Here is a 14,241-nt window from a genome sequence, read left to right as displayed (position 1 = left end):
GGTTCATTGAACAGGTATCTATATGGCCCGTCGCGCGACGCAACTCACTCCCGGCACGGGCAAGCCCGAGCAGATCGCGACGGTTCTGGAGCACGAGATCCGCTCAGGCGTGCTCGGCTTCGGCGATCGCCTGCAGAGCGAGAACGAGCTCGTCCAGCGCTTCTCGGTCAGCCGCAACACGGTTCGCAAAGGGCTGGAAGAGCTTTCAAGCCGCGGCCTCATCACCACCAAGGTCGGCATCGGGTCCTTCGTCACTTTCGACGGCATGCCGGTCGATGACGCGATCGGCTGGTCGCGCGCGCTCGCCAATGCGGGCGCCAATGCCGAAACCCGGACGCTTAGGCTCGAGATCATCGAGGATGCCGAGCTCGCGGCAAAGCTCGGTGTCGAGAGCTCGTCTTTCATCGCCGTCGATCGCGTCCGTACCAATGCCGATGACGGCCATGCGATCTCGATCGAACGCAGCCGCCTGCCGCTGTCGCCCGAGCTGGAAGACGTGCCGCTGCGCGGGCTTCGCGAAGGCTCGCTGCACCAGACGCTGCGCGGGGCAGGGCTGGTGTCCGACCATGGCGAGGAGTGGGTCGACATCGAGATGCTCAGCGCTGCTGATGCCGCCATCCTCGATTGCGCGCCGGGCACCCCGTTCCTCAGGGCGCGGCGGCTGACGCGCGCCGCCGACGGCCGCGCCATCGAATTCGTCACCAGCCTGCTCAACCCGGCGCATTTCGCGCTGCATCTGGAGTTCTGAGCATGGCGGCCGACGCGATCGACCGGGCGATGGGCGCGCTGATCGGCGGCGCGCTTGGCGATGCGCTGGGCATGCCCACACAGCTTCTGTCGCCCGCCCGCATCGCCGAGCTCTATGGCCATGTCGAGGGTTTCGTCGCGCCCGCCGTCGACCATCCGGTGTCGAAGGGGCTGCCGGCAGGTGCCATCACCGACGACACCGAGCAGGCCCTGCTGCTCGGCCGCATCCTGGTCAGCTCCGGCAATCGCTTCGACCATGCGCGATGGGTCAACGCGCTGCTCGACTGGGAGCGCGACGTCAAGGCGCGTGGCAGTTACGACCTGCTTGGACCGTCGACCAAGCGGGCCATCGACGCCATCAATAACGGCGTGCCGGCGGAAGAAGCGGGGCGAACTGGCGACACCAACGGCGCCGCGATGCGGATTGCGCCGGTCGGCATTATGATCCGCCCGGAGCCGCTCGATGCCCTGGTTGCGAAAGTCGCGGAAACCTGCCGGGCTACGCACAATACGTCGATTGCGATTGCCTCCGCTGCCGCGGTTGCTGCCGCGGTCAGTCTCGGTGTTTCGGGCGCCGACTGGCGCGCTGCTTCCGGCCATGCCGTCGCGGCGGCAAAGCTTGGTGCCGCGCTCGGTCACTGGGTCACCGGCGGCGACATCGCCGAACGCATCCTCTGGGCGCAGGAACTTGTGCGCGGGAAGGGCGACAAAGAGGCGATCCGGTTGATCGTTGACCTGATCGGCACGGGGGTCGCCAGCCAGGAGTCGATTCCTGCAGCATTCGCCGTGCTGGAGGTTGCCAACGGGGATGCGTGGCGAGCGGCAGTGATCAGCGCCAATCTCGGCGGCGACACCGACACCATAGGCGCCATCGCCGCGGGCATGGCGGGCGCCTGTTCGGGCCTGTCGGGCCTGCCGCAAGATCAAATCGCGGGACTGAAGGGCATCGATCTCGCGGAGGTCGAGCCGTTGGCCAATGATCTCGTCGCGGCGCGCATGGCGAAGGCCCGTGGCGGCAAGGAGGACGCCGCATGAGCGGGCGCCTCGTTCATGTCGGCAGCGCGGTGGTCGACTATGTATATCGCATCGACGCTCTCCCGGCGGCGGGCAGCGAAAAGACCGCGACGAGCTATTCGCGCGTCGCCGGCGGCGGCTTCAACATGATGGTCGCGGCGAGCCGCACCGGCATGAAGGTGGTGTTCGGCGGACAGCTTGGCATCGGGGCAGACGGCGACTTCCTGCGCGCGGCTTTCGCCGCTGAAGGCATCGAGACGCTGACGCCGCCGTCACCCTTGATGGACAGCGGCAATTGCGTCGCCATGATCAGCAGCGATGCGGAACGCACCTTCGTCTCATGGCCGGGCGCGGAGAGCGTGCTGACACCGGACATGATGGTGCCCGTCCAAGTCATTCCGGGCGATTGGGTTTTCACCTCCGGCTATACGTTGAGCTACCCTGGCAGCCGCGAAGCGCTCGTCGACTGGATCGAGGCGCTGCCGGAGGAAGTTCCCGTAGTCTTCGATCCGACGCCTGTGATCGGGGAGATTCCGCGCCCGATCCTGGAAAGGGTGCTTGCCCGCACCGACTGGCTGAGCTGCAACGCCGACGAGGCCGCCGCAATAGCCGGCCGTGGCGACGCGCAGACCGTCGCGATCCGGCTTCTGGCCGAACACTGCCCAAAAGCCGCGGGCGTCGTGATCCGCGCCGGCGCGCATGGCTGCCTTGTGCGGCTGGCAGAAGGCGGCACGCACGCGATCCCCGGCTTCGCGGTCAGCGCCGTCGACACCAATGGTGCCGGCGATACGCATATCGGCGCCTTCGTCAGCGCATTGTCGCGCGGCCTGTCGCCCTGCGAAGCGGCGCGCTACGCGAACGCCGCGGCGGCCGTTTCCGTCACCCGTCATGGCGGCTCGTCCGCGCCGACCGACAGTGAGATCCAGGAATTCCTAAGCCATCACGCTCAAGGAACGATAGCGCATGGCCGGGAGGACGCGACTGCAACTTAACAAGCCCATCAACCGGGCCAACAATGAGAGGAAAAAACATGCGCATGCCCAGACTGACCGCTTTTCTGACGGCGACCGCCGTCTTCGTCTCAGCATTCACGTTTGCCGCCCAGGCCGCCGAAGAAGTGCATGTGCTCAACTGGAAGGGCTACGGCGCCGACGAGCCATGGGCGGTCGCCAACTTCGAGAAGGCGACCGGCTACAAGGTCGTCAATGACTTCTTCAACTCCGAACAGGAGATGCTGACCAAGCTGAGGACCAATCCCGGCCTCTACGACGTCGTCATGATCAATGCCGCCTTCAACGATCAGGCGATGGCCGGCAAGCTGATCCAGCCGATCGATACGTCGAAGCTCTCCAACTATGCCGATATCGCCAAGGACAAGGCCGGCTCGCCGATGCTGAACCATGACGGCAAGGTCTATGGCGTGCCGTGGGTATGGGGCCTGACCGCTCTAGCCATCAACGAGAAGTCGTTCGACAAGCCGCCGACGAGCATCGCCGAGATGTGGGATCCGGCCCATAAGGGCCGCGTCATCATCCGCGACGACGCCGTCGAGGCGGTGCAGTTCGGAGCGATCGCATCGGGGCAGAACATCAACGACATCAAGGATATGGGCGCGGTCAAGGCGAAGCTCACCTCGCTGATGCCGCAGATCAAGACCTTCTGGAGTTCGGAGAACGACTGGAACCAGATGGTTGCCTCCAACCAAATCGATATCGGCACCTACTGGAGCGGCTCCGCCGACCGCGCCAAGACTCATTTCAAGCTGCCGGTCTCACTGGTCATTCCGCAGGAAGGCGCCGTCGCCTGGCTCGACGCCTTCTCCATCCCGGCTGGTTCCAAGAATGTCGCCGGCGCCGAGGCCTTCATCAACTACATGATCGACCCAAAATTCTATGTCGAATGGGTCACAAAGGTCGGCGCGCCGGTTTCGGCCAACACCAAGGCGGTCGAGGCGCTGCCCGAGGACGCATTCAACCGAAAGGTCATGGGCAGCCCAGAGGTCGCCAAACGTATCCAGTTCCAGGCGCCGGTCACCGATGAGCAGCGCGAGAAATACCTGGCACTTTGGCAGGAGCTGAAGGTCAACGTGAAATAGTTGGCGTCTTACGGGGAGGAGAGGCATCATGGCTGAGCAGCTCGCGACCGGTTCGCGCCGCGGACTGCGGCCAGCCCTGCCGCTTCTGCTTCCCGCTTATCTGTGGCTGACGGTAGCGATCTTTCTGCCGCTGTCGGCCATGGTGTTCTTCTCCTTCATGACCGACCTGCCGCTCGCCGGGAAGGAATGGTCGTTCACGCTTGGCAACTACGCCGCCTTCTTCTCGCAAAGCCTTTATCTGACGCTTCTTCTGGCCTCGCTGCGGCTCGGGCTCGAGGTCACGCTTTGGTGCGTCGTCATCGGCTATCCGGCGGCTTACGTGCTGGCGAAGGTTCTTAAAGGCCGCAGCCGCGAGGCGATCTTCCTGCTGGTCATCCTGCCTTTCTGGTCGAACGGGCTGGTGCGCATCTTCTCCTGGGCCATGGTGCTGCGTGAGGGCGGCATTCTCGACACCACGCTCAATGCCGTCTTGCCGTTCAAGATCAATATCGATCTCATGTATTCCTACCCGGCGGTCATCATCGGCCTGGTGCACTCCTACGTGCCCTATATGGTGCTCACCTGTTACCTCACGCTGCAGGCGATCGACGACTCGCTGATCGAGGCCGGCCGCTCGCTCGGGGCTTCGCGGCTGCAGGTGCTCAAGCGGGTGATCATCCCGCTGTCGATGCCGGGCCTGATCGCGGGTGCGGCGTTGATCTTCGTGCCGGTGGTGGGCTCCTTCATGGAGCCGCGCATCCTCGGCGGCCGCACCGGCACTTTCTACGGCACCGTCATCGAGGACCAGTTTGTTGCCGTCTTCAACTGGCCGCTGGGCGCGGCACTCTCCTTCATCCTGCTTGCCGTCGTGCTGGTCATCCTGGCGCTCGCGGCACCGGTCTTGCGGAGGGCCGGCTGATGGCGACGACGCGCATTCTGGAGTGGGTCGGGCGCTTTTACATCTTCCTGTTGCTCGGCTTCCTTTATCTGCCGATCATCATCATGGCGCTGATGTCGTTCAACGCCTCGCCTTTTTACCAGCTGCCGTTCGAGTGGACGACGGACTGGTATGCTTCGCTCGCGCAAAACGACCAGCTGATCGCGGCGACCTGGAACAGCATCGAGATCGCGATCATCACGACCATTCTTTCAACGCTGCTTGGTTCGATGGCGTCGCTGGCGCTCTATCGCTACGAATTCCGCGGCAAGAAATTCCTGCAGGCGCTGCTGTTTCCGCCGATCGCCATCCCGTGGCTGATTACCGGCACCGCGATGCTGATCTTCTTCTTCGGCATCGGCATCGGCCGCGGGCTCATCGCCATCCTGCTCGGCCATGTCGCGCTGGCGCTGCCCTACGTCATCGTCGTCGTGTCCGCCCGCCTGCAAACCTTCGCGCCGGAGCTGGAAGAAGCGGCGCGTTCGCTCGGCGCCAATCAGTGGCAGGTTACCGTGCGCGTAACTTTGCCCTGGATCATGCCTGGCGTGATCGCCGGCGGACTGTTCGCATTCGCTGTCTCCTTCGACCAGTTCGTGGTCTCGTATTTCCTGTCGACGCCAGGCCAGACGACGCTGCCGGTCGAAATCTACGCCGCGATCCGCAAGGGATTCACGCCCGAGATCAACGCGGTGTCGACCATCATCATCGTGGTGTCGATGGCGCTCATGCTGCTGACGGCGCGCTTCTTCAAATTCGGCGGAGAGAAATAATGGCCGGCGTCCAGGTATCGAACGTCTCCCGCAGTTTCGGCGCGCACAAGGCGCTGGACCATGTCTCGATCGACTTTCCCGACGGTGGCTTCTATGCGCTGCTCGGGCCTTCGGGCAGCGGCAAGACCACGCTGCTCAGGCAGATCGCCGGCTTCGACTTTCCCGATACCGGCCGCATCGCCATCGGCGGCGAAAGCGTCGAGCGCGTGCCGGTGGAAAAGCGCCGCATCGGCATGGTGTTCCAGAACTACGCGCTGTTTCCCAATATGAGCGTCGCCGACAATGTCGCCTTCGGGCTGTCGGTGCGCGGCGAGCCGAAGGCGACGATCGCTACGGAAGTGCAACGGGCGCTGGATCTCGTTCAGCTCGGCAAGCTCGGCGGCCGGCGGCCGCACCAGCTCTCGGGCGGCCAGCGGCAGCGTGTGGCGCTGGCGCGCGCCATTGTCACCAGGCCGCGCGTGCTTTTGCTCGACGAGCCGCTCGGCGCGCTCGACAAGGCGCTGCGCGTCGACATGCAGATCGAACTGAAGCGCATCCAGCGCGAGATCGGCATCACCACCATCTTCGTCACTCACGACCAGGAAGAGGCGCTGACGATGAGCGACCGCATCGGCATATTGCGCGACGGCAGGCTGGTGCAGGAAGGGCCGCCGGAGGAGATCTACGACCGGCCGCAAAGCGAGTTCGCCGCGACCTTCCTCGGCGACGCCAACATCTTTCGCGGCGATGCGACCGGCAACGGCATCAGGCTGCCCGACGGTACAGCAATCGCCGCTGCGTCGGGTGCGTCTCTCTCGGCCGGCGCCAAGGCGAGCTGCGCCGTGCGGCCCGAGCGCATCCAGATTTCAACCGGCTCTGCAACGTCCGAGGCGGGATATGCCAACACGGTCAGGGGCCAGGTTTCAAAACGCATCTTCGCCGGCAACAACAGCACCTATTTCGTCGACCGCGATGGACAGACGGTGAAGGTCATTGTCCAGAACACCGGCGCCGAGCGGCTGACCGAAGGCCAAGAAGTGATGCTCAGCTGGTCGCCGGAGAGCACGGTGCTGATCGCCGCGTAAGCCGGATCCCCGGTCCCTGATGGGAAATGATGGCGCGGCCCTTGGCTGACCGCCTGATCCTGGCGTTATATCCAGTCCTCGACGGGAGGAATGGATGGCGAGCATGGATTTCGAGCCGGACGTGAAAGTCCGGGTCAAGGACTATCGGATCGGCTGCATCGGCGCCGGCATGATCATGGCCGAGTGCCATCTCGCCGCCTACGCGCAAGCCGGCTTTCCGGTGGTGGCGATCGCCTCACGAACCAGGACGAATGCCGAAAAGGTCGCCGGCCGCTGGGGCATTCCGACCGTCTGCGATACGCCGGAGCGGCTGATCGAAGACAGCCGCCTCGAGATCGTCGACCTTGCCTTCCCGCCGGACCAGCAGCCCGCGCTGATCCGCCATGCACTGAAGCAGCCGCATATCAAAGCGATCCTTGCGCAGAAGCCGCTGGCGCTCTCGGTCGAGGAAGCGGTGAAGCTGCGCGACGAGGCGGCGGCCTCCGGCAAGATCCTCTCGGTCAACCAGAACATGCGCTACGACCAGTCGATGCGCGTCTTGAAGCAGATCATCGATAGCGGCGCGCTGGGCGAGATCGTCTTCGCCGAGATCGACATGCATGCCATCCCGCACTGGCAGACCTTCCTCGCCGGATATGACCGGCTGACGCTCGCCAATATGAGTGTGCACCACCTCGACGTGCTGCGCTTCCTGTTCGGCGACCCTGACGAAATCACGACGCTGACGCGCAAGGATCCGCGCACCAAGTTCGAACATTCCGACGGCATCACCGTCTCGACGCTGCGCTTTCCCTCCGGCGTGCTCGCGGTGTCGCTGGAGGACGTCTGGTCCGGCCCGCGTCAGGAAGGCTATTCCGACGACCAGCACATCGACTGGCGCGTCGATGGCACCAAGGGTGTCGCCAAGGGCACGATCGGTTGGCCGAAGGGCGTCGCCTCGACGCTGACCTACGCCTCGACCGAGACGACCGGCGGCGGATGGGTCAGCCCGAGCTGGGAGACGATGTGGTTTCCGCATGCCTTCATCGGCGTCATGGAGCAGCTGCAATATGCGCTCAAGACCGGCACGCCGCCGGCGCTTTCCGTTGCCGACAACGTCAACACCATGGCGCTGGTGGAGGCCGGTTACCGGTCGATGGCGGAGGGCCGCACCATCAGGCTGTCCGAAATCCCTGTCGACCAGGCGACTAAGAAACAGGGCAATTGAATCGCTTATCGGGAGGACTTCACTTCATGATGCAGGCAGGTATCTTCACAGGCTATTTTCCGTATGAGCTCGAGGAGGTCGCCAGGCGCATCCGAGCGCTCGATTTCAACACCGTGCAGCTCGACCTGCATTTCAAGGATATCGACCTCTCGGCCGGACAGATCACCAGGGACAAGGCGAGGCGGGTGCGCGATACGTTCCGCGACCACAACCTCCCGGTTTGCTGCGTGTCCGGCTACACGAACATCATCCACCCGGACAGGGCCGAGCGCGAGCGGCGGCTTGCCTACCTGAAGGAGCTCATCCGGAACGCACGCGATTTCGGCTCGCCTTACGTGATCTCGGAAACCGGCACCTACAACACCGAATCCGACTGGGTGCATCATCCGAAGAACAAGACCGAGGAGGGTTTTGAGGAGTGCCGCAAGGTGATCTCGGATCTTGCCCAAACCGCCTACGACCACGGCGCGGTGTTCCTGCTTGAAACCTACGTCAACAACGTTGTCGGCTCGGTCGAGGAGACGGTCAGGATGTTCGCTCAGGTCGATCATCCCGGCCTCGGCCTGTTGATGGACCCGACGAACTATTTCGAGGCGCACAACATCGACCGCATGGATCAGGTGCTGAACCAGGTGTTCGACACGCTGACGGACAAGATCGAAATCGCGCATGCCAAGGACGTGAAGCGTTCGGGCGGCGACAAGACGGAGAAGCATGCCGATATCGGGGACGCGGAGGCGCATGAGGGGCTGACCTTCCGCGGCGTCGGCGAGATCGAACTGCCGGCGCCGGGGCTCGGCGCGCTGAATTACGATCTCTATCTCAAGCGTCTCAGCGAAAAGCACCCGAACATCCCGGTAATCATCGAGCATCTCGACGAGGAGGACGTGCCGCGCGCCAAGAAATTCCTCGACGGGAAATTCCGCGCCAACGGGCTTTAATGACGATGACGACCACCGGTACGAAGCGCGACTACAGCCTTGTCGGCGAGAGCACGCGGCTTGCGATAGAGACCGGACTTGCATCGGCCGAGTGGTACCACACCGACGTGCCGCGCAAGGTGATGAAGGAGCTGATGCAGCGTTGCGACGGGCCGGCGATCCGCGATAGCGTCATCTGGATCTCGGCGATCCTGGGCTCAGCCGCCGGCATTATCTGGTTCTGGGGCACGTGGTGGGTCGTGCCATTCATGTTCGTCTATGGCGTGCTCTATGGCTCGTCGAGCGACTCGCGCTGGCACGAATGCGGGCACGGCACCGCGTTTCGCACGCGCTGGATGAACGATGTCGTTTATCACATCGCCTCGTTCATGCTGATGCGCAACCCGGTGCAGTGGCGCTGGAGCCATGCCCGTCACCACACCGACACCATCATTGTCGGCCGCGATGCCGAGATCGCCGTTATGCGGCCCCCGGACCTCATCAAAGCTGCGCTCGCCTTCACGGGCATTCTCGACTTCCGCTATTCGCTGCCCACGCTGGTGCGCCAGGCCTTCGGCAAGCTGTCGGACGACGAGAAGAGCTACATTCCGGAGATGGAGCAGCACAAGGCGGTGATCGCGGCGCGCTGGCACATCGCGGTATACGTCGCGACGATCGCTGTCGCGATCGCGCTTGGGTCATGGATACCGCTGATGCTGATCGGCCTGCCGCGGCTCTACGGCACCTGGCACATGGTAACGACCGGCCTGCTGCAGCATATCGGGCTGGCCGACAACGTCACCGACCATCGGCTCAACACGCGCACCGTCTACATGAACCCGATCAGCCGGTTCATCTACTGGAACATGAACTACCATGTGGAGCATCACATGTTTCCGATGGTGCCCTACCACGCGCTGCCCAGGCTGCATGAGCTGGTCAAGCACGATTTGCCGGAGCCGAACCCGTCGATGTGGCATGCCTATCGCGAGGTCTGGCCGGTGCTGCTCAGGCAGCTGAAATACGAGGACTACTTCCTCAAGCGCGAATTGCCGCCGACGGCCAAGCCCTATCGCGGCGAATTCCACGATCTCGACATAACGGCTGCGGCTGCCGAATAAGGTCGGTGCGCGCGGCAGTTGCGCGAACCCAATCAGGAGAACACAAGATGCCGGAGTGGGTCGAAGCGTGCGCGGTGGGCGACGTGGACGAGGAGGACGTGATCCGCTTCGACCATGGCGGCCGCACCTTCGCGATCTACCGCTCGCCTGACGACGAGTTCTTCGCCACCGACGGGTTCTGCACGCATGAAAAGGCGCATTTGGCCGACGGGCTGGTGATGGACGACATCATCGAATGCCCGAAGCACAATGGCCGCTTCAACTATAAGACCGGCCAGGCCAAGGGCGCGCCGGTCTGCGTCAACCTCAAAACCTATCCAGTCAAGGTCGAGGCCGGCAAGGTGATGATCGATATCGGCTGAAGGCAAGCGGAGCGCATCGCGGCGTTCTCGGAAAATGTCGGCGACGTCAACAGCGGCGCCTATCCGGAAGACCGGCACATCGTGCATATGGATCCAGACGAGCTCAGGCGTTTCATGAAGAAAGTGGACGCAAGAGTCTGAACGGGCACTGCGATGGGTCTGCCTGGTTCGCCGCCAAGTGCGGCAGGTATTGGGCCGGCCTCGCGGCCCGAGCCGGTAAGCTTTCGTCGAGAGATCGGCGCCTATTTCCGTGCCTTGACCACGCCCATCAGGACCTCCGGATAGGTTGCGGCCATCATCCCCTGGTCGGCCTGCGCGGCAAAGATGGCGGTGCACCGTTCGGCGTTGAAGCGGAAACGGCGTCTGTATTTTTCCTTATTGAGAATAATCCCGGAGAGGCCGTCGAATTTGCGGAGCAATCGCTTGCGCAGACCTCTCGTCCAGAGCGGACGCTTGAACCGATCGAGCCAGGGCGTATCTTTCGCCAGGTTGCGATAGATCGCCATCGCGGCGAGTTCCACTCCTTCAGGGCTTGGCCACCACGGCTTTCCAAAGGTGAAATGACGTGCGAAGGCTCTACTGAAGGGTATCTGGCTGGAATAGTTGGTCTGCAGATTCCAGAGCGGATGCATCGTTTGCCAGCGTCCGGCAAACGCTATGTTGAGCGCTCCCTGATCGAGCTTCGGTACGCGCCGCAGCGCCAGTTCGCGCGCCCGCTCCAAGAGCCCCTCGGCGCGGATCATTGGCATGTTCAGCACCAGTATGCCGGCGTTGAAATGCGATGAGCCGGGCTCCATCTCAAGAGACACACGGCAGCTCGGATCGAAATAGGTCTGTTCGTCATGGGCCGCCAAGAGTGGGGCATTCAGTTCAACATCGGCCAAGTCGGTGATCGACCGGTTGAAGATAACGTCGGTGTCCACATAGACGAGCCTGTCGTAAGGCTCGAATACCGCCAGCTTGTCGGCAAGCAGGCGAATGTAGGTTGCTACGCTGAGGTGACCGGGATCGAAATCGAATTCCTTCATGAGATCGGACACGTAGACGATCTTGACGGCAGCGCCGAGCAATCGGTCCGCGACCGGCAAATCCTCAGTTCCGGCGCCGATATGAAGGATGAAACCGTCGATAGGCGCAGATACGTCCAGTATGCGCCGCGCGCCCAGAACGGCGTATGGGAAATTTTTTGCGTCTGCCGCCAAGACGAAGCAGGAACGATGCAATTGAGCCACCCCTTATATGCCCTTGGCTCTTCATATCCGAACTCATCGTGCAACCCAAGAGGGTGCCGAGAGGGGCGCGGCCGGCGGGCCCATAAGCGGCGGAGCCCGGCCATCCGATCCGGGCGCGCAGCCAGTTGGCTTGAGGGTTGGCTTGATGGGTGGTGATCTCGATCTGTCGTTGGTGGTCCGCAACGATGCGGTGCCTTGATCTCGTTTAGTCGAGCAGTATTTGGTGCACCGCAGGGAGCGAATACCCGTCGGCGAGCACCGCATGGAGCGCATCGGCATGGGATCCGAGCGGCCGGTCTTCCTTAAGCGTCGGCACATGGGCGCGGACGGCCGCGTGGATCGCGCTGGTGGCCGGCGCAAGTGTCAGACCTTCGCGAAGATCGACGGCCTGTGCGGCGGCCATAAGCTCCAGGGCGATCAGCCGCCGCCACAATACGATCATCTCGACGCATTTGGCGACGGCGAGGGGAGTCTGCGTCGCATGATCCTCAACACCTTCGGACACGGGCAGGAAGTCGAGCATCACCGGATTGGCCTTGTGGCGGATGGCGGCCAGGATCGCCGTCACCGTCTTCTGCAGCGGCACGAAGCCGGCGGACGCGCCGCCGATTGGCGACAGGTATTTCGGCAAGCCGTGGCGGGTTGAGCCGGTGAGCTGGATGAAGCGCGCGGCCGACGCCGCCGCGCATTGCGCAACCGCCAGACCTAGCGTCTCGAAGGCCAGCGACAGCGAGGCGGTGTGGAAATTGCCGGTCGACAGCACGAGTGAGTCGTTGGCGAGCACCAGCGGGTTGTCGGCGGACGCGTTGAGCTCGATCTCGACCGCGAGCCGGGCATGGTCGATCGCCTGGATGAGCGCGCCATGGATCGAGGGCATGCAGCGGATCGACAGCGGATCCTGAAGGGTGGTCGGCGCGGGCGTCCCGTCGCGGGTGAGCAGGTCGCGCAACGCCTTTGCCGCTACCTGCTGGCAGGCGGCCGGCCGCGCCAGATGCAGGCGCGGGTCAAGGATGGTGTGGTTGGCCCCGAACGCTTCCATGGTGAGCGCGCCGGCCTGCTCCTGCTGTTCGAGTGCCGACAGCGCGTCGACGAGCGCCAGCGCGCCGGCGCCGGTGGAAACCGCGGAAGCGTTGATCAGCGACAGACCATCCTTCGGTGCCAGGCTGACCGGCGCAAGCCGCGCCATCATCAGCGCCTTTGCCGAAGGCATGCGCCTGCCCTGATAGTCTGCATCGCCTTCGCCGATCAGCGTGTGGGCTATCGCGGTCATCAGCACCAGGTCGCCGGCGCCGATCGAGCCCAGCGACGGCATCACCGGATGGATGCCGGCGTTGAGCAGATCGACAAGCGCGGTGAGGACATGCGGCGACAGGCCGGAGCCGCCGGCGGAAAGCATGGCGATGCGGGCAAACATTGCGGCGCGCACGAGCTGGGCAGGCAATGGGTTTCCCACCGCAGCGCCGCGTCCGTCGAGAAGCTGGCGCTGGAAGGCACCGGCATCGCCTTCGATAGCCGTGCCGAGATTGGCGCCCAGCCCGGTGTTCAGCCCATAGATCTGCTGGCCGCCGGCAGCGGCGTCATCGAGGACCTGGCGGGCCTTGCCGAGTTTCTCGATGACCGCCGGCGTGATCTCGACCTTGCCTGCACTGCGCGCCACGGCGGCCACGTCCTCGATGCTGACGCCGGCGCCGGTGAGAACGAGCGGGGTCATGCGAAACGCAGCCTCTGGCCGATGCCTTGTTCCGCGGCTTTGGCTAGCATCGCCTTGCCGAGCGCGATGTCGGAGAGCGACAGACCCCGATGCCAGAACAGGATCGTCTCGCCGTCGCTTTGCCGGCCCGCTTTGTGCCCGGCAGCGATCTGGCCGAGCTCGGCATGCAGCGTCGCCTCGCTCAGCCGTCCCGTCTCGACATGGGCGCGTAGCGAGCCGAACTTGCCGCCCTTGCACTGACCCCAGTCGTCGACGACGATCTTTTGCATGATGTCGGTAAGCGAAAGCTCCACCGCGCTCATTGTGCCGTAGGGCACGACCAGCGCGCCGCGCTTGATCCAGGCGGTCTTGAGCAGGGGTTGCGGTTCCGGCAGCCGCGAGGCCTCGACAACGATGTCGGCGCCTTCCACGCAGCTCTTCCAGTCGGCAACGGCGATAACCGGCTTGCCGAGGTCGGCGGCAAGCTTCGCGGCGAAAGCGTCGCGGCTTTCGGGGCGGCGCGAATGGACGCGGATCTCGTCGAAGTCGAACAGGTGATCGAGCAGTCGCACGTTCCAATAGGCGGTGCCGCGCGCGCCGATATGACCGAGCACCCTGGATGATTTCTTCGCCAGATGCTTGGCGCCGATGGCGGTGACCGCGCCGGTGCGCATATCGGTGATGACGGTGGCGTCGAGGATGGCGCGTGGCGCGCCGGTGCGCGGGTCGAACAGGTTGAGTATGCCGAATTCGGACGGCAGGGAGTGCAGGTAGTTGTCGACATAATCGCCGACGATCTTGACGCCGGCCGCATCGAGCGGCGCCACATAGCCGCGCAGCACGTTGAAATGACCGCGGAAGGACGGATCCGGCTCGAGATGGACGCGCGGCTCGATCACCGTCTGGCCCTTGCCCTGGGCGACGAGCCCGGCTTCAACGGCGCCGATGATCTCGGCATCGCTCAGGCCAAGGGCTTCAATGTCGAGAGCATTGAGGTAGTCGATATAGATCGGCTTCATGCATTTCCCTCGTCCGGCCCGCGCTCATCCATAACAGGCGGCGGGCCGACACGAAAGTTTGTTGGATAAGCTCTGGACTGGTTC

General features: G+C 63.8%; 14 protein-coding genes and 1 pseudogene. 12 read left to right on the top strand and 3 right to left on the bottom strand.

The features are described 5' to 3' along the window. The first annotated feature begins 22 nt into the window (after window positions 1-22). The 12 genes and pseudogenes from CK221_RS23350 to CK221_RS31285 form a co-directional block, all read left to right on the top strand. The gene (locus CK221_RS23350; RefSeq protein ID WP_095779413.1) at window positions 23-748 is read left to right on the top strand and encodes a GntR family transcriptional regulator; all 726 of its coding nucleotides are present in this window, start codon (window positions 23-25) and stop codon (window positions 746-748) included. Window positions 749-750: 2 nt separating this feature from the next. Then, the gene (locus CK221_RS23345) at window positions 751-1,782 is read left to right on the top strand and encodes an ADP-ribosylglycohydrolase family protein (protein WP_095779412.1); all 1,032 of its coding nucleotides are present in this window, start codon (window positions 751-753) and stop codon (window positions 1,780-1,782) included. Continuing rightward, window positions 1,779-2,753, top strand: a complete 975-nt coding sequence (locus CK221_RS23340; RefSeq protein WP_095779411.1) for a PfkB family carbohydrate kinase — start codon at window positions 1,779-1,781, stop codon at window positions 2,751-2,753. Before CK221_RS23345 ends, CK221_RS23340 begins: the two co-directional genes overlap by 4 nt. Window positions 2,754-2,791: 38 nt before the next feature. Beyond that, on the top strand, window positions 2,792-3,856 hold the full coding sequence (locus CK221_RS23335; RefSeq protein WP_066992230.1) for an ABC transporter substrate-binding protein: 1,065 nt from the start codon (window positions 2,792-2,794) through the stop codon (window positions 3,854-3,856). Window positions 3,857-3,884: 28 nt separating this feature from the next. Then, the gene (locus CK221_RS23330; protein WP_066992233.1) at window positions 3,885-4,754 is read left to right on the top strand and encodes an ABC transporter permease; all 870 of its coding nucleotides are present in this window, start codon (window positions 3,885-3,887) and stop codon (window positions 4,752-4,754) included. Beyond that, window positions 4,754-5,542, top strand: coding sequence for an ABC transporter permease (locus CK221_RS23325; RefSeq protein ID WP_095779410.1), 789 nt, complete (start codon window positions 4,754-4,756; stop codon window positions 5,540-5,542). Before CK221_RS23330 ends, CK221_RS23325 begins: the two co-directional genes overlap by 1 nt. Then, entirely contained in the window at window positions 5,542-6,606 is a 1,065-nt protein-coding gene (locus CK221_RS23320) for an ABC transporter ATP-binding protein (RefSeq protein WP_095779409.1), read from the top strand. The genes CK221_RS23325 and CK221_RS23320 overlap by 1 nt, the downstream gene beginning before the upstream one ends. A 94-nt stretch (window positions 6,607-6,700) precedes the next feature. Further along, window positions 6,701-7,813: a Gfo/Idh/MocA family oxidoreductase gene (locus CK221_RS23315; RefSeq protein ID WP_095779408.1), complete on the top strand. Its 1,113-nt coding sequence runs from the start codon at window positions 6,701-6,703 to the stop codon at window positions 7,811-7,813. A 26-nt stretch (window positions 7,814-7,839) separates the two neighbouring features. Beyond that, window positions 7,840-8,754 (top strand): sugar phosphate isomerase/epimerase, encoded by a 915-nt coding sequence (locus tag CK221_RS23310; RefSeq protein ID WP_095779407.1) that lies wholly within the window; start codon window positions 7,840-7,842, stop codon window positions 8,752-8,754. 5 nt (window positions 8,755-8,759) lie between these two features. Then, window positions 8,760-9,854: a fatty acid desaturase family protein gene (locus CK221_RS23305; RefSeq protein ID WP_176478040.1), complete on the top strand. Its 1,095-nt coding sequence runs from the start codon at window positions 8,760-8,762 to the stop codon at window positions 9,852-9,854. A 47-nt stretch (window positions 9,855-9,901) separates the two neighbouring features. Beyond that, entirely contained in the window at window positions 9,902-10,216 is a 315-nt protein-coding gene (locus CK221_RS23300) for a MocE family 2Fe-2S type ferredoxin (protein WP_067328880.1), read from the top strand. Window positions 10,217-10,219: 3 nt separating this feature from the next. Further along, a pseudogene (locus tag CK221_RS31285) lies at window positions 10,220-10,357 on the top strand (3-methyl-2-oxobutanoate hydroxymethyltransferase); the annotation flags it as partial. A gap of 101 nt (window positions 10,358-10,458) precedes the next feature. Here the strand turns inward: CK221_RS31285 and CK221_RS23290 are convergent. The 3 genes from CK221_RS23290 to CK221_RS23280 form a co-directional block, all read right to left on the bottom strand. After that, window positions 10,459-11,439 (bottom strand): glycosyltransferase, encoded by a 981-nt coding sequence (locus CK221_RS23290; RefSeq protein ID WP_143749090.1) that lies wholly within the window; start codon window positions 11,437-11,439, stop codon window positions 10,459-10,461. Window positions 11,440-11,653: 214 nt separating this feature from the next. Beyond that, entirely contained in the window at window positions 11,654-13,159 is a 1,506-nt protein-coding gene (hutH, locus tag CK221_RS23285; RefSeq protein WP_095779404.1) for a histidine ammonia-lyase, read from the bottom strand. Further along, on the bottom strand, window positions 13,156-14,157 hold the full coding sequence (locus CK221_RS23280) for an ornithine cyclodeaminase family protein (RefSeq protein ID WP_095779403.1): 1,002 nt from the start codon (window positions 14,155-14,157) through the stop codon (window positions 13,156-13,158). The genes hutH and CK221_RS23280 overlap by 4 nt, the downstream gene beginning before the upstream one ends. Window positions 14,158-14,241 lie beyond the last annotated feature (84 nt).

The organism is Mesorhizobium sp. WSM3868, from assembly GCF_002294785.1.
GTDB lineage: Bacteria > Pseudomonadota > Alphaproteobacteria > Rhizobiales > Rhizobiaceae > Mesorhizobium.
Note: the sequence above shows the minus strand (reverse complement) of the source record. Positions and strands in the feature narration are given on the sequence as shown.